The 20054-nt window shown below is 51.8% G+C and carries 15 protein-coding genes; 4 read left to right on the forward strand and 11 right to left on the reverse strand.

Features of this window, described 5'->3' with window-relative positions:
* Positions 1–11 precede the first annotated feature (11 nt).
* Positions 12–2801: a M16 family metallopeptidase gene (locus EFO84_RS09510; RefSeq protein WP_127347830.1), complete on the reverse strand. Its 2790-nt coding sequence runs from the start codon at positions 2799–2801 to the stop codon at positions 12–14.
* A gap of 205 nt (positions 2802–3006) precedes the next feature.
* Here EFO84_RS09510 and udk point away from each other — a divergent pair, with 205 nt between their 5' ends.
* Positions 3007–3639, forward strand: a complete 633-nt coding sequence (udk, locus tag EFO84_RS09515) for a uridine kinase (protein ID WP_127347831.1) — start codon at positions 3007–3009, stop codon at positions 3637–3639.
* A gap of 21 nt (positions 3640–3660) precedes the next feature.
* Positions 3661–4911 (forward strand): NupC/NupG family nucleoside CNT transporter, encoded by a 1251-nt coding sequence (locus EFO84_RS09520; RefSeq protein ID WP_127347832.1) that lies wholly within the window; start codon positions 3661–3663, stop codon positions 4909–4911.
* A 25-nt stretch (positions 4912–4936) separates the two neighbouring features.
* Here EFO84_RS09520 and tesB read toward each other — a convergent pair whose 3' ends face one another.
* Entirely contained in the window at positions 4937–5797 is an 861-nt protein-coding gene (tesB, locus tag EFO84_RS09525) for an acyl-CoA thioesterase II (RefSeq protein ID WP_127347833.1), read from the reverse strand.
* A 121-nt stretch (positions 5798–5918) separates the two neighbouring features.
* On the opposite strand from tesB, the gene acnA reads away from it, so the two are divergent.
* Positions 5919–8600, forward strand: coding sequence for an aconitate hydratase AcnA (gene acnA / locus EFO84_RS09530; RefSeq protein ID WP_127347834.1), 2682 nt, complete (start codon positions 5919–5921; stop codon positions 8598–8600).
* Between the two features lie 27 nt (positions 8601–8627).
* On the opposite strand, the gene EFO84_RS09535 is transcribed toward acnA, so the two are convergent.
* The 3 genes from EFO84_RS09535 to EFO84_RS09545 all read right to left on the reverse strand — a co-directional run bounded on the left by EFO84_RS09535 (position 8628) and on the right by EFO84_RS09545 (position 13092).
* Positions 8628–11861 (reverse strand): S41 family peptidase, encoded by a 3234-nt coding sequence (locus EFO84_RS09535; RefSeq protein ID WP_240642685.1) that lies wholly within the window; start codon positions 11859–11861, stop codon positions 8628–8630.
* A gap of 110 nt (positions 11862–11971) precedes the next feature.
* A complete protein-coding gene (locus tag EFO84_RS09540; protein WP_127347835.1) occupies positions 11972–12685 on the reverse strand; it encodes an SDR family NAD(P)-dependent oxidoreductase in 714 nt (237 codons plus the stop codon).
* Positions 12682–13092: a 2-amino-4-hydroxy-6-hydroxymethyldihydropteridine diphosphokinase gene (locus EFO84_RS09545; RefSeq protein WP_127347836.1), complete on the reverse strand. Its 411-nt coding sequence runs from the start codon at positions 13090–13092 to the stop codon at positions 12682–12684. The genes EFO84_RS09540 and EFO84_RS09545 overlap by 4 nt, the downstream gene beginning before the upstream one ends.
* 143 nt (positions 13093–13235) lie before the next feature.
* Between EFO84_RS09545 and EFO84_RS09550 the strand changes: the two genes are divergently transcribed.
* Positions 13236–14090 (forward strand): hypothetical protein, encoded by an 855-nt coding sequence (locus tag EFO84_RS09550; RefSeq protein WP_127347837.1) that lies wholly within the window; start codon positions 13236–13238, stop codon positions 14088–14090.
* Here EFO84_RS09550 and EFO84_RS09555 read toward each other — a convergent pair.
* From EFO84_RS09555 to EFO84_RS09580, 6 genes are all read right to left on the reverse strand, one after another.
* Entirely contained in the window at positions 14087–14929 is an 843-nt protein-coding gene (locus tag EFO84_RS09555; RefSeq protein ID WP_127347838.1) for a DUF1028 domain-containing protein, read from the reverse strand. The genes EFO84_RS09550 and EFO84_RS09555 overlap by 4 nt on opposite strands.
* Positions 14930–14941: 12 nt before the next feature.
* Positions 14942–16300 carry an alkaline phosphatase gene (locus EFO84_RS09560; RefSeq protein WP_127347839.1) on the reverse strand — a complete coding sequence of 453 codons (1359 nt, stop codon included), beginning with the start codon at positions 16298–16300 and terminating at the stop codon, positions 14942–14944.
* Positions 16301–16375: 75 nt separating this feature from the next.
* Entirely contained in the window at positions 16376–17212 is an 837-nt protein-coding gene (locus EFO84_RS09565) for a PDZ domain-containing protein (protein WP_127347840.1), read from the reverse strand.
* Positions 17209–17616, reverse strand: coding sequence for a hypothetical protein (locus tag EFO84_RS09570; protein ID WP_127347841.1), 408 nt, complete (start codon positions 17614–17616; stop codon positions 17209–17211). The genes EFO84_RS09565 and EFO84_RS09570 overlap by 4 nt, the downstream gene beginning before the upstream one ends.
* The gene (locus EFO84_RS09575) at positions 17609–18166 is read right to left on the reverse strand and encodes an RNA polymerase sigma factor (RefSeq protein WP_127347842.1); all 558 of its coding nucleotides are present in this window, start codon (positions 18164–18166) and stop codon (positions 17609–17611) included. The genes EFO84_RS09570 and EFO84_RS09575 overlap by 8 nt, the downstream gene beginning before the upstream one ends.
* Positions 18167–18246: 80 nt before the next feature.
* Positions 18247–20043 carry an ExeM/NucH family extracellular endonuclease gene (locus tag EFO84_RS09580; RefSeq protein ID WP_127347843.1) on the reverse strand — a complete coding sequence of 599 codons (1797 nt, stop codon included), beginning with the start codon at positions 20041–20043 and terminating at the stop codon, positions 18247–18249.
* Positions 20044–20054: the final 11 nt, after the last annotated feature.

Consider the following 20054-nt stretch of genomic DNA (forward strand, 5'->3'; position numbering starts at 1 on the left):
GGGGGGGCATTTTAGTTGACCGGATTCCCATCGGCATCAAGAATCACCACATCACCTAAATTCAATTCACGAATTTGGCTTTCAATGGCCTTTAAGTCACCCACAATCACCCAGGTTAAGACATCTGGGGTTAAGTGTTGCTTCGCAGTGGCTTGAATGGTTTCAAGCTCTAGCGCTTCAATACGTGATCCGTAGGCTTCTAACCACGTCATATCTTTATCTTTGTTAAGGGTGCTTACCACAGAGCGCAACAACGCTGCTTTGGTTTCGTAGGCACCTGGCAAACGCGCCGTTTTGTTGGCTTTGGTTTTGGCTAACTCATCGGCGGTCGCCGGCTTGTCACCCATGTAGTTGTTGAATTCAGCCAACAGTTCCTGCACCGACTCTTTGGCTTTGTCGGCTTGCACCGGCGCTACTGCCAGCAACAGACCGGCAGCATCAGCACCAAACCAGCTGGTGCGAGCACCATAAGACCAACCTTTATCTTCACGTAAATTCATGTTGATACGACTGGTGAAACTGCCACCAATGATGGTATTCATCACGTCAAAGGCTTCGGCTTCTGGCACATCACTTTCTGGGGCAAATTGACCGGCAATGATCATCGCTTGCGGTGAACCTGGCTGATCAATTAAGAATACCCGCGCGCTGGTAGGCGCAGTAACGGCTGGGAATTGCTTGCTTGGCTTCGCGGTTGCTGGCGCATCCCAATTTACCAGAGCCTGCTCTAACAATGGCTTGATGTCTGCCTCGCTGGTGGCGCCAACGATCACTAAGCGGGCGTTATCTGGGCGCAACCAAGTGGCGTGGTGATTGACCAAATCGTCACGGGTTAAGCTGTTGATCGAGGCTTCCGTACCTGAACCAGTTAACGGTGCGTTATAGGCATGTTCATCACTAAACATCAGCCCTGGCAAAATACGCAGTGCTTGTGATTGTGGTGAGGCCTTTTCACGTTTGATAGTTTCCATCCATAAGCCACGACGCCGCTCAATTTCCTCTGGGCTGAAGGCCGGATTCATCAATACATCGGCAAAAATCTCTAAACTTGGGGTGAGGTTAGAGGTCAGGGTATCCATGGCAATGGTGGCGTTATCTAGGGTCGCCCACGCCGATAAGTTGGTTCCTAAGCTATCGAGCTCTTTATTCAATGCCAAGGTATCACGCGAGCTGGTGCCTTCGGTCAGCATTGCCATAGTGAAGCTAGCAGTACCCGGCTTGCTGCCTTGGTCGGCGGCATAGCCACTATCAACCACGAGCTGCATTTGAACCGTTGGTACGTCATGACGTTCTGCTAAATACACCTCAAGGCCGTTGGATAAGGTGAAGTTCGTCAGTTGTGGTAAATCGAGTTCTGGTAATTGGCCAACTTCTGGCAGTTTGCTGCGGTCAGCCTGCGCTTCAGCGGTGGTGAACTTCGGTTGTGGTACCACGTTGAGCACAAACGCGCCATCGTCTAACCAGCGTTGAGCGGCCGCTTGTACGTCTGCTGGCGTAGCTTTACGCATGATTTCCAACGAGGTTTCGTAGGCAGCAGGGTCACCTTGATAGACTTCGCCAGCGGCTAAAATATCAGATTTGCCGCCAAAGCCGCCAATTCGCTCAGCGCCACGAACAAACCCGGCTACTGCGCCAAAGCGCACGCGGTCCAGTTCTTCTTGGGTTGGTCCCTCGGCCAAAATACGTGCCACTTCTTCATCGATGATGGCTTCAATTTGGCTCATTTCAACGCCTGGTTTGGCATCGGCAACGACAAAGAATTGACCCGCTAACACGCGGTCGTATTGGAATGCAAACACGCTGCTGGCAATTTGTAAGTCATAGACTAAACGCTGATACAGACGTGAGTTTTTGCCACCAGCTAAAATGTCGTTCAGGAGTGACAAATATTCGGCATCTGCGGTACCCATTTCTGAGGTGTTCCAGATTTTGTAGATACGCGCTGCGGGCACGTTGTCTTCCATAGTGGCGCGTTTGGTGCCTGAACGCTTAGCTACCCAAGCATCTAATTTTTGTAGCGGCTTACCGGCTGGAATGTGGCCAAAATACTCGTTCATTTTAGCTTTTGCGGTTTCCACATCAATGTCACCCGCTAATACGACGACGGCATTGGCGGCACCGTAGTAATCATTAAACCACTGATGCACGTCGTCAAGAGAGGCGGCATTCAGATCCTCCATGGAGCCAATCACTGACCATGAATAGGGGTGGCCGGCTGGGAAGGTTTGGCTGGCGATAAAATCAAAGGCGCGGCCATACGGTTGTGATTCACCTTGGCGTTTTTCGTTTTGCACAACGCCGCGTTGTTCATCTAGTTTTTCTTGGGTAACGGCGCCGAGCAGGTGACCCATGCGGTCTGATTCCATCCACAACGCCATATCTAAGGCTGGGGTAGGGACGTTTTGGAAATAGTTGGTGCGGTCGTTGTTGGTGGTACCGTTTTGGTCGGTGGCACCGGCACGTTCAAACGGGCCAAAGAATTCGTCATCGTAGTTTTCAGTGCCGTTGAACATGAGGTGTTCAAATAAGTGCGCAAAACCGGTTTGGCCTGGCTTTTCATCTTTAGAGCCAACGGCGTACCACACGTTGACCGCCACAATAGGCGCTTTACGGTCGGTGTGCACAATCACCCGTAAGCCGTTATCGAGGGTGAAACTTTGGTAGGCAATGTTCACTTCTGGCAGTTGCTGTTGTACCACCGCAGCAGGGGTGCTGCCTTTGGTTTGTTCGGCAGTTGCTTGGCAGCCGGTCAATAGCACCGATGCTACGGCAATGGCGGTCAAAGATTTATACAGACGCATAGATGAATTCCATTGTTGACGTAAGTTAAAAAGACAAGTCACTTAAAAAAATGAGTGCTTAGATAATAAAGGGTTAGCCAGCGGATACAATCGTCACCCTCAGTTAAAATGTAACAAGATTGGTCTGCCCGCATCGAAGCTTCCAATTACCCTACGAATCAACGATAATTGCGCCTTAATGTCGCCTCAACAAAGACTCAATCGCGTGGAAAAAACGACCATCATCGCCATAGCTGGCGCCTCAGCCTCTGGAAAAAGTTTATTTGCCTCAACAGTTTACCGTGAGTTAGTGGCTGAGCTCGGTGGTCAAGGCATCGCCATTCTTGCAGAAGATGCGTACTATCGCGACCAAAGCCATTTGAGCTTTGAACAGCGGCAATTGACCAATTATGATCATCCATCGGCGTTTGAGCATGAGCTGTTGGTGCAGCACTTGTTACAATTACGTTCTGGGCAATCGGTACAAATGCCGCAATACAGCTATAAAACCCACACCCGTGTGAGTGATACCATTAAGGTCAATCCGGGCCGGGTGATCATGGTGGAAGGAATTTTGTTGTTGAGTGACCCGCATTTGCGTAAGTTATTCGATATCTCTGTGTTTATGGATACCCCGCTTGATGTATGTTTGTTGCGGCGGATGATTCGTGATGTGGAAGAACGTGGGCGTACTATTCAGTCAGTGGCTGAGCAGTACCATGAGACAGTGCGTCCGGCATTTTTTGAGTTTATTTTACCGTCGAAACAGTTTGCTGATTTGGTGGTCACGCGCGGTGGACAAAACGAAATTGCCATCGACCTGATTAAATCTAAAATTCGCCAACTGTTGGCAGAATAACAACAATAACGGCTTAACTTTATGCATAGTATTTTTGGCATTGCCATCATCCTTCTCATTGCCTACGCCTTTTCCAGCAATCGTGGCGCTATCCGTTGGCGTACTGTTGGCGGCGCCTTTGCTATCCAGCTCGCCCTCGGCGCCTTTGTACTCTATGTACCCTTTGGCCAAGACGTGCTTTACGGTGTGGCCTCTGGGGTTGCTAGCGTAATTGCCTTTACCAACGCCGGTATTGATTTCATGTTTGGCGGTTTAGCTTCGGCTGATTTTGGCTTTGTTTTTGCAATTCGTGTGCTTTCCGTGATTGTGTTCTTCTCGTCATTGATTGCGGTGCTCTATTACCTTGGCATTATGCGTTGGGTCATCATGATTTTGGGTGGCGCGCTACAAAAAATTATCGGTAGCAGCAAACCTGAATCTATGTCCGCCGCTGCCAACGTATTCGTTGGCCAGACGGAAGCGCCTATGATGGTACGGCCATTTATTCCCAGCATGACCCAATCAGAACTATTTGCGGTAATGGTGGGTGGTATGGCATCGGTTTCTGGCTCGGTATTGGCCGGTTACGCAGGTGTTGGGGTGGAATTGAAGTATTTGATTGCGGCTAGCTTTATGGCGGCGCCGGCTGGCTTATTAATGGCCAAGATGATCATGCCAGAGATTGATAAGCCACGTGACGATATTGACGGTATCATTGAAGGTACCGCTACTCATGGCGCGAAGCCAGCGGCAAGCCCAGTGGAAGACCGTGCCGTTAACGTCATTGACGCGGCTGCCACTGGAGCTAGTAGCGGTATGCAATTGGCGATGAACGTGGGCGCTATGCTGATTGCCTTTGTGGCGCTGATTGCACTGATCAACGGTATTTTTGGTTGGGTGGGTGGCTGGTTTGGTTACCCTGAGCTGTCATTGCAGTTGCTGTTTGGCTATATCTTCCAGCCGGTAGCCTATGTCTTGGGCGTGAGTTGGGATGAAGCGCAACTGGCGGGCAGCTTTATTGGGCAAAAATTGGTGATTAACGAGTTTGTCGCCTATTTAGATTTCGTCAACTACAAAGACCAATTGAGTCAGCACAGCCAGGTCATTATCACCTTTGTACTCTGTGGTTTTGCCAACTTCTCATCGATTGCTATTTTGTTGGGCGGCTTAGGCGGTATGGCGCCCAGCCGCCGTCACGACATTGCTCGGTTGGGTCTAAAAGCGTTGTTGGCAGCTACTTTAGCCAACATGATGAGTGCCGCTATAGCTGGCTTCTTCTTTACCCTCGGTTAATCTCAGTTCAGTGGTAGCGAGTGCGCTAGCTGCGCACTCGCATCACACCTTCTTGCATGGTTGACGCTACCAGCTTACCGCTACGGGTGAAAAATTGTCCGCGCACTAAGCCACGTGCGCCGCAGGCAATGGGACTATCAATGGCGTACAAGAGCCAGTCATCCATTCTAAAATCATGATGAAACCACATGGAATGGTCAATGGTGGCCATTTGAATACCAGGCTGGGCAAAGCTGGTGCCATGGGGCTGCAGTGCGGTTGGTAGAAAGTTAAAGTCGGACGCATAAGCCAGTAAATACTTGTGTACCCGCGGGTCATCTGGCATCGCGCCATTGGAGCGAAACCACACATAGCGCTGCGGTTTATCAACATGCGGTTTGAACGGGTTGTTGGCAGTCACAAAACGCATTTCAATGGGCTTTTCTGAGATGAATTTATTGCGAATTGCCGCTGGGATAAGCTCGGCATGTTCACGGTAAATATCCAAATCAGACACTAAACCTTCAGGGCCGGGCACCTCTGGCATGGTGGTTTGATGTTCAAAGCCGCATTCATCTATCTGAAACGATGCAGTCATATAAAAAATCGGTTTGCCATACTGTATGGCTTGCACCCGCCGGGTTGAAATACTGCGGCCATCTCGAATGGTTTCAACGTCATAAATAATCGGCTTGTGGGCATCGCCGGGGCGTAAGAAGTAGGTGTGCAGCGAATGCACCTTGCGATCTTCCGGCAAGGTCTCTTTGGCCGCCGATAGTGCTTGGCCAATCACTTGGCCGCCAAACACCGCAGCAAAACCCAAATCTTGGCTTTGCCCACGGTAAATACCTTGTTCTATGGTTTCTAGTTTTAATAGATCTAAAAGATCAGCCAGTACCTGACTCATAAGTAATCCCTATACGCGCTATTGGCAAGTTGGTCTATTATAAGGTTGATCTTCGCTCGCTGCACACCCATAGTTATAACTAAGCATGGATAACAGATAGTGCCACAACTAGGAGTACTCTATGACCAGTAAGGACAGTTTCAACACCCATCAAACCCTTGATGTTGAGGGTAAAACCTATCATTACCACAGCATTCCGGCGTTGGCTAAGCAGGTCAGCAAGCACGGCGAGTTGGCTAAGCTTCCAGTGTCGTTAAAAGTGTTGCTGGAAAACTTATTGCGCCATGAAGATGGCCAAACCGTGGTGGCTGATGACATTGAAGCCATGGCGGCATGGCTGAGTGAGCGCAGTTCCGAGCGTGAAATTCAATTTCGGCCGGCACGGGTGTTGATGCAAGACTTTACTGGGGTACCGGCGGTGGTTGATTTAGCAGCCATGCGCGATGCGGTGGCAAAAGCGGGTCATGATCCGCAGCAAATTAACCCGTTATCAGCGGTTGATCTGGTGATTGACCACTCCGTGATGGTTGATAAATTTGCCTCCGATGGCGCCTTCAAAGAAAACGTGGCCATTGAAATGGAGCGTAACTTTGAGCGTTACCAATTTTTGCGTTGGGGCCAAAAAGCCTTCGAAAACTTCCGTGTGGTGCCACCGGGAACGGGCATTTGCCATCAGGTGAATCTGGAGTATCTAGCCAAAGTGGCGTGGACCAAAACCGTTGATGATAAGACTTTCGTTATGCCCGACACCTTAGTGGGAACCGATTCCCATACCACCATGATCAACGGCCTTGGGGTGCTCGGTTGGGGCGTGGGTGGTATAGAGGCCGAAGCGGCTATGTTAGGGCAACCAGTATCGATGCTGATCCCCGAAGTGATTGGTTTCCGCTTAAGTGGCAAGTTAGCCGAGGGCGTTACCGCCACCGATTTAGTGCTGACTGTTACGCAAATGCTGCGTAAACATGGTGTGGTGGGTAAGTTTGTGGAGTTTTACGGGCCTGGATTAGACCATTTGCCGCTAGCCGACCGTGCCACTATTGCTAATATGGCACCTGAATACGGCGCTACCTGTGGCTTCTTCCCAGTCGATCAAGAAACCCTGCGCTATTTGCAATTGACAGGCCGCGATGCCCACACTATTGCGCTGGTTGAGGCTTATAGTAAAGCTCAGGGCATGTGGCGTGATAGCAGCTATGAGCCGATGTTTACCGATAGTTTGGAGCTAGATTTAGCCCATGTTGAGGCCTCGTTAGCTGGTCCAAAACGGCCACAAGACCGCGTTACCATGCCGCAATTAGGTAAGCAATTTGACCTATTTTTAGAAACCCTTGGGCAGTTAGACCAAGCCGATAACGCGGTTCCGGTAGCAGGTGAAGATTACCAGTTACGCCACGGTGATGTTGTGATTGCCGCTATCACCTCCTGTACCAACACCTCGAACCCTGGGGTCATGATGGCCGCTGGCTTGCTCGCCAAAAATGCCTTGGCGAAAGGTTTGCAGCGTAAGCCGTGGGTGAAATCATCGTTAGCCCCAGGCTCGAAAGTGGTGACCGATTACCTCGCTAAATCTGGCCTCAGTGAGTATTTAGATGCACTCGGCTTTAATTTGGTTGGTTATGGTTGTACCACCTGTATTGGCAACTCGGGGCCATTACCCGATGCCATTAGCAAAACCATTCAGCAACATAACTTAGCAGTGTCTTCAGTGCTGTCGGGCAACCGTAACTTTGAAGGCCGTATTCATCAGGATGTTAAAGCTAACTGGCTAGCGTCGCCGCCACTGGTGGTCGCCTATGCACTGGCTGGTACCACCCGTATTGATCTAACCAACGACCCATTGGGTCACGATAGTAGCGGTGAGCCGGTCTATCTCCGTGATATTTGGCCGTCGAACCGTGCTATCGCCGATGCCGTGGCATTGGTGGATGATGGCATGTTCAAGCGTGAGTACGCGGCGGTGTTTGATGGCGACGAGCAATGGCAGGCTATCCCTATTGGTGAAGGGCAAACTTACAACTGGAGTGATGATTCAACCTACGTGAAGAATCCGCCGTATTTCGATGCTATTGATAAGCCATTAGCGCCGCTGCAAGAGATCATTGATGCGCGTGTTTTAGCGTTGTTTGGTGATTCCATTACCACGGACCACATTTCCCCAGCTGGGTCTATTAAGCCATCATCGCCAGCCGGCAAATACTTGCAGGACAATGGGGTGGCGGTTGCTGACTTTAACTCGTACGGGTCACGGCGCGGTAACCATGAAGTCATGATGCGCGGCACCTTTGCCAACATTCGTATCAAAAACCAGATGCTCGATGGCGTTGAAGGTGGTTTCACCAAGCATCTGCCCAGCGGTGAGCAAATGGCTATCTATGATGCCGCGATGCGTTATCAGCAGGAACAGACCGAGTTAGTTATTTTAGCGGGCAAAGAATACGGCAGTGGTTCAAGCCGTGATTGGGCCGCTAAAGGCACAACGTTGCTTGGTGTGAAAGCCGTTATTGCCGAGAGCTATGAGCGTATACACCGCTCTAACTTGGTTGGCATGGGGGTGTTGCCGCTGCAATTTATTGACGGCAAAAATGCCAAATCCCTTGGTCTCGATGGTCACGAACAAATCAGTATTGTCGGCATTGACGACAACTTGAAGCCCGGCCAGCTGTTGACCGTTTATGCTAAACGTGATGATGGTTCGGTGTCTGAGTTCCAAGTGCTATGCCGTATTGATACGGGTAATGAACTCGATTACTACAAAAATGGTGGTATTTTGCACTATGTACTGCGGCAAATGTTGGCCAGTTGATGATTCAACTGGCCAACGCCACACCGGCTATAAGCCGAGTTTGGTAGGCATTGCTGGGGCTTTACTATGATCAGCTGGCGGGTTATCGCGCAACTGTTGTAAGGTCTCAGCAATAGCTCGCTCAAGCTGACTATCACGGCCTTGATTGACCATAATCGGGTCTAACTCAACCTCAATATCCGGCGCCACGCCTTCGTTTTCTACCCGCCATTCGCCATCCGGGGTATAGAAGCGGAAGAACGGTACCACGTGAAAGCCGCCATCAATCATGTTGGGATTGGTTGAGATACCAATCAAACCACCCCAAGTACGCGTGCCAATAGTTTTACCTAAGCCAAGACGCTTAAACGCCCAGGGTAAGAAGTCACCACCAGAACCGGCATCTTGGTCAATCAACATGGTTTTCGGGCCGGCAATGACGCCACCCGGTGTTGAAAAGGTAAGGCCGTCACGATCTTTCCAGCCCGATAGTAGCGGCCGCGCTAAGATTTCGGTGATGTAGTTGGCTGCTTGACCACCGCCGTTCTTGCGCTCATCGATGATCAAGCCGGGCTTATCAACTTGGGCAAAGAACATCCGGTTAAAGAAGTAGAAGCCACCACCGGCGGTGTTCGGCAAGTACACATAGGCAAGCTTACCATCACTGGCTTGGTCAACCTGTTGACGATTACGTTCAACCCAGTGCCATAACCGCAGCTGCGCTTCGTTAGCCGTTGGTTGTACCGTGATCTCTCGTGGTTCACGACCATCGGCATGGCTCGACAGCGTTAGGACGATCTGTTTACCTTGGGTGTTATCAAGTGCGGCAAAAATATTTTGCTTGGCCGTAAGCTCTTGGCCATTGATGGCAATGATGAATTCACCGGCTTTTGCCGTTGCCCCAGGGGTTGCCAGAGGGGCCTGCAAATAAGGGCTCCAACGATCACCTTGATAGACGGTAGCCAGTTGATAGCGGTTGTCGACGACGCGGAAATCAGCACCTAATAAGCCAACTTTAGAGCTGCCTTCTTGATGCACATCACCGCCGCCAATGCGGTTGTGACCTACTTGCAACTCGGCAATCATCTCTACCAGCACCTCATTGAGGTCTTCCCGACGCTGCAGGTGGGCGAGTAGTGGCTGGTATTTGGCGTACACTGCCTGCCAGTCAATACCATGCAAGTTAGCATCATAGAAATACTCCAATTGCATGCGCCACGCGTCGGTGAAGATGTGTTGCCATTCTTCACGCGGGTTCACAAAGCTACGCACATCCGCCATATTAACGGCTTTCAAATCGGCTTTTACCGCCGCATTGCCGACCTGGAGGCGGCCACCCGGTTGAATAGTGAGTAAGCTCTTGCCATCGGCGCTTAGGTTGAAATCTAGCACCCCAGCCGTGACTTCAGCACTTTTTTGTTCGCTAAAGTCGAAGCGCATTAAGCTGCCAGCAAAGCCATTGCCACCCGGTGGTTCATTACTGCCACCTGGCTGCGGATACTCCATGTACAGCAGGGCGCCATCCGCCGCTACCGCCAAGTTGCCGTAGTTACGTTCGGCGATGGGGAGGCCGACGATACGCTGCAATAAATTGTCACTGTCGAGTTTGAAGTCGGCTTTGGTGTCGTCCTTTTCACTGCTGGTTAACGGTTCATCACCGGCTTTAGGCAGTAACGGCGATTGCCCATCAGCGCGCAGCACCATGGCATAAATACCTTTGCGAACCGGCCGTTCTTGGGTCGATAAATCTAGCCCCACTTGTGATGGGCCGGTATTAACCGATGCCGCGAAGAATAAATAATCGTGACTGAATACCGGGCTATCAGCATGGCTCAAACCATCGGTAACCCGCTGTGAGCTGTTGGTGGTGAAGTCATATAGATAGATTTGGCTAAAGTAGTTAGCACCATCGGCGGTGTAGGCTAAATAGCGGCTATCTGGGCTAAAGCTGACTTGCACATCACCACGGCGCTGCGAGGTAGCGAGTTTTTGGCTGCTTTTTGCTGCTAGGTCGTACACATACAGATTTAAATGGTTGTCGCTGTACACAATCCGATTGTTATCGGGCGACCAAGCGAGTAATTCATGATACGACTGGCCCAGCTCATGACGCTGTAACAGCTCGTCACCGGCTTGATTGGTAATCACCAGCTGCTGCTGTTTGCCATCATCATGCAGGTAGGCGATACGCTGACCATCGGCACTCCATAAGCTAGCGAATTCACGCACCGCTGAACTTTGCGTTAGGTTGCGGGTACTGCCATCTTTCACCGGCACAGTAAATACGTCACCACGGGCGCTTATCAACACTCTCTGACCGCTGCTTGATAGCCGTGCTGAGGTGAGGGTTTTGCTGGCGTCTTTCCATTGTGGTCGGGTTTGTGGACCGGCTACTGTGAGGTTCACGGTAATGGCCTTGCTGTTGCCGCGTTTGGCGTCAAACTGATACAACAGCCCGCCGGCTTCATAAACAATGGCATCACCGTGACCACTGGCGCTGCGAATATCCCAGTCTTTCAGTTGAGTGAGCTGCTCGACCTTGCCGCTGCGATAGCGATATAAATTCATTGCTACGTTGTCACGGTCCGACAGGAAATAAACATCATCGCCGAGCCAAAACGGATTGTGCTCGTTCGCGTTGGGGTGTGGCACTTTGTCTAAGGTCTGTTGCTCAAGGTCGATAATCCAAATGGGTGGCGTGCTACCACCGCGATGCAAACGCCAGCCGCTAGAGCCTGAATAGGCCATGTTATTAGGGCGATACGCCAGTTTTTTGCCATTGCGGTGAAAATCACCTTCAAACGCTACAGCAGCCATAACTTTTTGTTCATAACCGCCGTTTACTGGCACTTCAAACAATTGATTGCTGCGGCTATTGAGTACTTCACGGTTAGAGGCAAACACCACGTTTTTGCCATCTGGGCTCCAGCCATTTACCACATCGGCACTCGGGTGCCAGGTTAAGCGTGTGGCTTGGCCGCCTTGGGCCGGCATCACATACACATCGGTGTTGTTATCGTAACTGGCAGAAAAGGCGATCCAGTTGCCGTCCGGTGAAAATTTCGGTGCGAACTCATTGGCGGCGTGGGTGGTTAATTGCCGCGGCTGGCTGCCGTCGCGTTGGCTGACCCAAATATCACCCCCATAGACAAAGGTCAGTAGGTCGCTGCTGATATCTGGCTGGCGCAGTAATTTGGTGCCATCGCTGGCATGCGCAGTGAAGCTGAGTGCCGCCGCGCAGAGCACGGCAAGCTTGGATAAGGTCAACAATTTTTGTGACATGAGGGGCCCTTAGGTTGGGAAACCGATTAAATAGACCCCTACACCATAGCTGAATTGCTCAGTAGCGCGAATCATTAATTGTAAGTGAATTTTAGCGTGGGTAGCGGCGGCTAAATATTCAACGCACGGCCACCATCAACCTTAATCGATTCACCGGTCATAAAGCGGTTGTCACGCAAAAAGCGCACGGTGTCGATCATCGGTTGTAATCCCCCTTCAAGTTGTAATGGGGTTTGTGCCAACACCTGCTGACGATGGGCACTGTCGTGTTCGGGGAGAAATAAAATCGGGCCGGGTTGAATGGCGTTGACCCGCACCTTAGGCGCCAGTTGCTTGGCAAAGGCTAGGGTGAGATTGGCCAAGGCGGCTTTGGCGGCACAATAGGCGATATAGTTTGTAGACGGGCTATCCACATAGATATCGGTGATATTAACCACCAGCCCATTAGCTGATGCTTGCAGCAATTCAGTCAGGCCATGAGTGAGTAAATAGGGTGCTATCGCGTGCACCTGAAATACCGCTTGTAACGCGGCTAGATCATCATCAACGCGAGCATTGTTGAAGAAGCAGGAGGCATTGTTAACCAGCAAATCAAGCCGTTGGTAAGTGCCCTTGATCTCAGTGATCATGGCTTGCACCGCCTGCGGATCGGCCAGATCGGCAGCCATCGGTATGGCACCTTGTTGCTGTAATGCATCCACCCCATCACGCGAGGTATGGTAGTGCGCAATCACCTGATAGCCCTCGGCTAACAATGCTTGCGCTAGGGCAAAACCAAAGCGGCGACCGGCGCCGGTAACTAATGCAATGTGCTGTTGCTTCATTCGGTGCTCTCAAGTTGCTGAAACAGTTGCTGCAAACTGCTGACCGCACTGTGCAGATAATCGGGTACTTGGCGCCAACTGGTGGCGGCGCTTTCGGGCGTTAATGGACCGAGAATATCAATGTCCATAGGCCGATCTTTAAGGGCGCTCTGCGGATCACTGCGGTCGCGCCCGAGTTGTTGCTCAATGGCATTGAATTGTTGCTTGAGGCTTACGCTATCAAGCTCAGTGTGCAAAATAAACAAGGCATTCAGAAAATCGTGAGTACTGTTCATTGCGACTGGTTTGGTATAGAGCGCCCGCGAATAATAGGCCTCGCCGAGGCGCACTAGCGCGCTGCGGGCTTTGGCAAAATTTTGTTCTGGTTGTAGGTTGGCACCCATACTACATAAAAACCAATGTGCCATGCTGGGTCCTTATTCTGTCCGATAGGTTAAGCATACCCTCATACGCAGGCCAGCAGAAGATAGATCGCAGCAGCAAACCGTGTTAATGATGGCAACAACCCATTATCATCACCCTTTATGCTCGCTCACAGGAGACTATGGAGATGTCACTGCATCCGCGTAATCACTTTGCTATTCGCCGTTTTATTGCGGCGCAAAGTTTAACCCGCCTGATTGGACTGTTCATTCTCAGCATTGTGATGTTGGCCGCGGTGCTGAGTATTATTGCCGCGCAAGCGGCCGAACCAGCCGTGCCGTGGTATCGGTTATGGAATGATATGTTCATTGAGTTGATGGGCAAAGAACAAGATTGGAGTCATCACGCGCTCTGGTTTAGTGCGCCGGTGCGGGCTTTGTTAGCCACCTTAGCGTTAATCATTCCGTCGTTGTTTTTCGGTTTAGTGGTGTATAAATTTTTTGTCCTGCAAAAAGACGTAGTGATTTTTCGCTCACAGTGCGAGCTCAATGAGCAACAAACGGCCGTTGTGGTGCACTTTTATATAGCATCAGCGCTGCAAACACATAACGTGCGCATTGAAGCCTTTGTGCGTACCTACCAAGCGCAGCTCGAAAATGCCGACCAGTCGGGCTACCCGATGAATACCATTCCACTGCAGCTCGGCGCCGACAGTTGTTTTCCGTTGCCCTTTAGCCGTGTGCCGTCGCGGGTGGAGGTGCCCATAGCGGGACAACAGGGCGGCCCAGTGATAGCCCTCGCAGCCGATAGCATAGCGATTGAAATGGGCTCCAACCGCATTGAGTTAGCCCTGCAGCAGCGTGATTTTTGCCAGCTAGTGATGGTCATTAGTGGCGAGGTACCAGATTTACAATCGCAGTTTCGTGAGGTGCATAGCTATGATCTACCAGCAGCACTGAGTCATGCGCCACTACCGGCCATGATCACCCAATTTAACCGCAAGCGGCAGCGCTTTATGGTGGAAAACTGGCGTGATTTCTAAGCTCGCCATAGCGCCGTGAGAATTGGCAGGGCCGCAAGCAGAGCGGTGCTGAGGGTGTTGTCTTGTGGGTTTAGGTGGTGAGCTAAATTATGCCGTTGTAGCCATTGCTGTCGCTCAGCCGCGCTGTCTGGCAGCGGCAATTGTGCCAGCAGCGTAGTGGCGTCTGGGCTGAACTGAGCGGGGTGGATAAAGGTCAGTGCAGTCAGCGGATGATAGAGCCTATGAAGCTGCACTAAGTGGCTCAGTTCAGTGAGTGGCGTGGCGCTGGCATCAACGCGCACATTAAGCTGTTTATAGGCGGATAGTTGTGGCCGCCACGCTTGCACCGCCGCCGCCAGCTTGCCGCGTTTATCGCCGCCATGGCGGGCGCCAGCCTGCAGCGCGGCGACACAACGTTCTACCAGCGGCTGCTGCCGAGCGCGGTTAAAGGCCTGTATCATCTGCGCCACGGTACCGGCCACCAACATGTTACCAATAGCCACCACCCCCGGTGCTTGGTAGTGCTCTACCACTGGCACACAAGCTTGGCCTGAAAATACACGGGAGTGGCCCTGAGCATTTAACAGCGCCACTTGGCGGTGCTCACGGTGGGCATCATTGGCTAAATACTGGGCTAGGCTACCGTCGACATCTTCAGGGTGCTGTTGCAGATACTGCAGCGCTACGGTCGCGGCTTCGGGGTGCGCCTGTGACTGGCTTAACAGCACTCCCGCCGGTGGCGCGCAGTGCAGAACTAATGGCCCGAGCGCTAGATAGTTTGAGCAACTAGCGACCACCAACTCGCCGCTGAGGCTATCAACGGCGGCAATCGAAAAGGTAGCAAGTTTGGATTGTGACAAACCATCTCCTGTTTACTGTTGTTGCATAATACTCAGCAACAGCTTAGCAATTTCGGTGTTGTCTTGGTAGCCACGGAATTTTTCCGCACCTGGGCCAATGGCTAACACTGGTACATCCACGGCGGTATGGCCGGTGGTGGTCCAGCCGGTGCGAGTATGCGCGCTGATAATCTCCACCAACACTTTACCATGAGGCATTTGCCGAGCGCGACCACGCAACTCGTCAGGTACTTGTACTGCCTCCAACTGCTGCCACTGTTGTTCGGTAAGCGGCAAGTTAAGTAGCGGGCTTAAATAGTCGCGGAACTCGCTCGGTTGACGGGTGAGCAAGCCACGGGTCATTACCTCCAGCGAGGCTTTGATGCCCATCACTTTGTCACTATACCAAGCGTACTCGCCGCCTTGCCCTAGGGTCAGACCACCGGTGGAGTGGTCAGCGGTGATCACTACCAAGGTATTTGGGTGTTGTTGCTGGTACTCCAACACCACCTTAATAGCATTGGCGAAATCGGCCACTTCGTGCACGGCACAGGCGATATCATTAGCATGCCCACACCAGTCTATCAAACTGCCTTCAACCATTAAGGCAAACGGCTTGCCAGTGCTTTGCTGCTGTTGTTGTAACAGCCGCAAAGCCTGCGTTGTCATAGCTGCCAGTTGTGGTTCAGCATCAATGCTGTGCGGCAGCGCTAGTGGCGCAAATAAGCCAAGTACTGGAGTGTGTTGCAACTGGTTGAGTTGCTCAATTTCGGTCGCAATGTGCAGCCCTTGTGCGGTTAATTCCGGTAGCCAGTTTTTATCATCGCGGACAAAATGGCTCTGTCCGCCGCCAAGCAGAACATCAAAGCCCCATTCACCAGCGCTGACTTGTTGAGCATAACTGTCGGCAATGGCATCGTACATGGTGCGTGAAGCGTGGTGGGTAAAAAACGCGGCTGGGGTAGCGTGCGTCACCTGTACGGAAACCACCGCACCGGTGCCCCAGCCTTGCTGCTTGGCAACTTCCATCATGGTGGTCAGCGGTTGCTGTTGAGTATCCAGTCCAATGGCGCCGTTGTACGATTTAACCCCAGTTGCTAGCGCCGTGGCAGCGGCTGCAGAATCTGTCACCCAGGTATCATCATCGGGGTAGGTCGTGGCTGCGCCCACCAGCAAATCGTCAAATACCGTGGGTGTAAGGGCCTCAGCGCCGAGCTCACTGTGGGCATAGCGATAGGCAGAAATATATTCAAAGCCCATGCCATCGCCGACCATAAAGATGATCGACGGTGGTGTGCTAGGTGCAACTGGGGCGGGGCTTTGACAAGCTGTTAATAGACCAACAGCGAGTGCAATCGCTGGGTATTTTAGCCGTTTAGAATGAGCGCGCATAATCAACCTCTACCATAATTTTATGCGCGCTAGATTAGCACAATACAATGACAGTTGGGTGACAAAAAGCACCAGTTAGTCGAGTGAACAAGACTGTTCGGTGACTTTCCACACCACTGGTTCCCAATAGTTCTGATTGGCCCGCTCATAACGCTTGGAACGAACAAAATGAGAACCGAGATGGTATTTTTTATCCGCTTCAACCACCACCGATAACAGTTTGACCTGATCAATGGCGCCACTGCGGCTAACCTGACGGTTATCAATCAATTCGACCAAGCCAATAATATGCTCACCCACCGGTAGTACTAAATTGGGGCTGAGGCTTTTCAGCGGCTCACCATTAATACTGATGATCCGGGCTGGGTAGTGGTCAATAATACTGGGTTGTAAAAATACACTGAGTCGACCACAAGCACTGCTGCTGGCGGTGACGCCGGCGACATGGTCGCGCCGCGGTAATTCGATGTGCAGGCGCCACCCCGGCACTACGGTAGCTAGCACTTGGCCAGTAAGTTGCAGGTCTTCTCCGGAACGCTTGATCTGTACTGTTAGCTGGCTACCATGTTCTAAGCTGGCCAAATACTGCAATACTTCACCGAGTGAATCGCCGCTTACCTGTAAAGCGTTAATACCCTCAACCTGATCGTTTTCGCGCAGCCCCATAGTGGCGGCAACTGACCCCTCACGCACCGACAGCACCTTGCCGTCCGGGCGAATGATGGCGCCCCAGTCAAAGTAACTGCGTGCTGCTTCTTCATAGGTAGCTTGTTCTTTGTCGCCTAATTCTTTCGCCAGTTCAGCGGCGGCGGCGCGGGCTAGGTCAACCCCTTGTTGGGCACTGGCTACAGGTGCCATAGCGGCAATAGAAAGTAGCGCGAACATGAGGCTAAAGGCTGGTATGGGTTTCATTGTGTCCACTCCTGATTGATACGGTCTTTGGCTGTCCAATAGGCACGTTGTGCCCATAGCTGGCTGATAGTTTGCTCGTCGGCGCCGCTTAGATAAGCGTACTGAATACGCTGGTCTAAGGCTTCGAGCTGATAATTTTCTGCCATTAACATTGGCGGTGTGCTGGCGCCGTACTGTTGTGGCTGGGTAGGTGACAGGGTTGGCGACAAGGTATAGTCGCCAACCACCAGCCATGCCACCGCGGCGGCTGTGGCCAACGGCACGATGCCCCATGCCCAGCGGCGGTTCGACGCTGTCGGCAGCGGCCATGCCAGCGCTGGCTCATTACTGACTTGCGCAGCTGCTGCTTGCTGCAGGCGCTTACTGAGTTGCTGTTCAGCTGGACTGCGAGATAATTTATCCATGTTCGGCTCCATGATTTGCCGCCTGTTGTAATTTTTTTAATGCGCGGTGATAGCGTTGACGAATAGTCGCTGCTGGCACCTCATACAAGGTAGCAAGTTGCTGATGGCTATAATCTTCAACCAAGTATAACCACACCAGTTGTTGCTCGGCTTTGGTTAAGCACTGCATAAGTTGTTCAATGTCATCACAATGGCTTAACCAATCGGCTTGTTGATAGGGCTGCTCATCCACCGGCTGATGCTGGTCGTTGGCCTCAAGGACTAACCACGACTGTTTGCGAAAATGTGCCAAGGCACAGTTCACCGTAAGTTGCTTGAGCCAGCCGCCAAAGGCGGTAACATCGCGTAGTTGATGAATTTTGGCAAACACCTGAATAAATACGTCTTGGGCTAAGTCACGGGCAAGCTCGCGCTCACGGCATAAGCCCAGCAGACTGGTGAGTACCGCAGTTTGAAAGGTTTCGAAGATATGTTGCTGGGCATCACGGCGACCCTGTTGGGCTTGCCGAATGATGCTCGCAGCTATGGGCGTTCCGAATCCTCTGTACACAACATAGTTCCTGTGGCAACACGGTCAGTCTGTTACTAGCACAGATGAACACTAACCACTATGTGTGACAGCGTGACCGTCTAAAATTGAATATCAACGTATACTGGGTCGTGATCAGAGGCCCGGAATGGGCTGCTATCCACCCAATTGGGATTGCTTCGGTGCATGTCGTATTGCAGCGCCGTTGGCTCATCGGCGTTGATTGACCAATGGCGTTGCATAACCACGCGGTTGTGTAATGCAGTGGATACCAAAATGTGGTCGAGGCTGCCGGCAAAACCATTGAATACATAGGAGTATCCTTGTGGTTCAAACACTTCAATGCGGTTGTGGTAGCCGTTTTGTTTGAACCAAGTGATTGGGTCTTCCATAGCATAGGCATTGAAATCACCCAGCAATACGCTGTGTTCCACCGTGTTCAACGGTGATTGTTGCATGAGTTCGGTGAGTAATTGTGCAGATTCCAGCCGAACCGCATTCCAACAGCCTTGACCGTCAGCTTGATCGGCATTGGCTTGGTTACCATCGCGTGGGCATGAGCCTTTTGATTTAAAATGATTGACCGCAACGGCAAACAGCTCGCTATTATGCAAGGCTTGGAACTGCTGCACTAACGGTGGTCGGCTGCGGGTACCAAATGGAGCCTGCCGTGAGGTAATAACGTCACTGTGTGGCTTCACCCGGTCAGCTCGGTAGAGCAAACCGTTGGTAATAGAATCAGTACCGAAACGGCCACTATCTTGGGCCTGCGCCGCATTAACAAAGCGCCAATCGTGGCCACTGTGTTGGCGCAACGCGGTGGTTAGTTCAACAATGGCACTACTGCTGCCATAGCCGTCATTTTCAATTTCCATTAAGCCAATAATATCGGCATTCAAAGCAGTCAAGGCACTGATAATTTTATCGTGTTGACGAGCAAAGTCAGCGGCGGTTTTCGCACCACGATCGGTCGGAAAGGTTTTATCTGGGCCGTTACCATTAAAGTAATTGAGCACGTTGAAGGCGGCGATACGCAGAGTTTGCTCAGCCGGCGCCGGTGGGTTGGCGGGGCGCGGATTGCTGTGGCTAAATTGTGGTTGCTGGGTGGGTTGCAACTGGTAGCTGCCATTGAATTCACTCAATAGGCCAACCAATTGGCTGACGCTATCGCCACTGCGCAAGGTGTTGGTAGCAGTTAATTCGGGGCTTGGGTAGCTGATTTGAGCCGGTTTTTCGGCCTTATTGTCATCAACGCTAAGGCGGCCAAGTAAGGCTTGTTGATTGGCAGCGTATGCGTCAGCTCCAGGTGCACTAATCTGGGTTGCGGTGAACTGTTGCTGAGCGGCAACTTGAAATTGGCCATGCCGGGCTAATGGGTAATGGCCGGTGACCACCAGGGTTTGTGCAAAGCGTACTGGCATATTCTCCAGTGCTTCAAACTGACTCATTGAGGTGACTGGCAATTGTAGTAATTGAGCGGCAGGCAGGGCTTGTTCGCCGCAGCTTTGCAGCAGTGATGGTTGGCTTAACCCGGTCACTTGTGCGGTTTCGCTAACGGTGCCGCTTAGCAGCACGGTCTGCCCCGCAGTTAGCTCGGGAAAGCCAGAGTCCGTAGCAACAAATAGTGCCTCGGAGGTGGTTACATCCTGATCGTTATCGTGTTCCAAACTGTGCAGATAAAAGCCACCGAGTTGCTCCTCAGCTTGCCAGCTAGCGAGCACCACGCCACGCACGGTAACCTGTTGGCCGAGCAGGGAGCTGACCATGGCAGAGCCTTGAATGCTGTGAATAGGCGTGACGGCGACATCACAGGCGGCTACGGCTTGCGGTTGTTGTTGACAGCCAGCGACCAACAAAGCGGCGGTAGCGGTGATAAAAAGCGAGCGAAGAGCAACCATAAATAATCCTA

This window comes from Pseudidiomarina mangrovi (assembly GCF_003999375.1).
GTDB classification, from domain to species: domain Bacteria; phylum Pseudomonadota; class Gammaproteobacteria; order Enterobacterales; family Alteromonadaceae; genus Pseudidiomarina; species Pseudidiomarina mangrovi.

Bases quoted from the DNA above. Each gene is read 5' to 3' on its own strand.
- EFO84_RS09510 (WP_127347830.1), bottom strand. From the start codon at position 2,801: ATGCGTCTGTATAAATCTTTGACCGCCATTGCCGTAGCATCGGTGCTA.
- EFO84_RS09520 (WP_127347832.1), top strand. From the start codon at position 3,661: ATGCATAGTATTTTTGGCATTGCCATCATCCTTCTCATTGCCTACGCC.
- tesB (WP_127347833.1), bottom strand. From the start codon at position 5,797: ATGAGTCAGGTACTGGCTGATCTTTTAGATCTATTAAAACTAGAAACC.
- acnA (WP_127347834.1), top strand. From the start codon at position 5,919: ATGACCAGTAAGGACAGTTTCAACACCCATCAAACCCTTGATGTTGAG.
- EFO84_RS09535 (WP_240642685.1), bottom strand. From the start codon at position 11,861: ATGTCACAAAAATTGTTGACCTTATCCAAGCTTGCCGTGCTCTGCGCG.
- EFO84_RS09540 (WP_127347835.1), bottom strand. From the start codon at position 12,685: ATGAAGCAACAGCACATTGCATTAGTTACCGGCGCCGGTCGCCGCTTT.
- EFO84_RS09545 (WP_127347836.1), bottom strand. From the start codon at position 13,092: ATGGCACATTGGTTTTTATGTAGTATGGGTGCCAACCTACAACCAGAA.
- EFO84_RS09550 (WP_127347837.1), top strand. From the start codon at position 13,236: ATGTCACTGCATCCGCGTAATCACTTTGCTATTCGCCGTTTTATTGCG.
- EFO84_RS09560 (WP_127347839.1), bottom strand. From the start codon at position 16,300: ATGCGCGCTCATTCTAAACGGCTAAAATACCCAGCGATTGCACTCGCT.
- EFO84_RS09565 (WP_127347840.1), bottom strand. From the start codon at position 17,212: ATGAAACCCATACCAGCCTTTAGCCTCATGTTCGCGCTACTTTCTATT.
- EFO84_RS09570 (WP_127347841.1), bottom strand. From the start codon at position 17,616: ATGGATAAATTATCTCGCAGTCCAGCTGAACAGCAACTCAGTAAGCGC.
- EFO84_RS09580 (WP_127347843.1), bottom strand. From the start codon at position 20,043: ATGGTTGCTCTTCGCTCGCTTTTTATCACCGCTACCGCCGCTTTGTTG.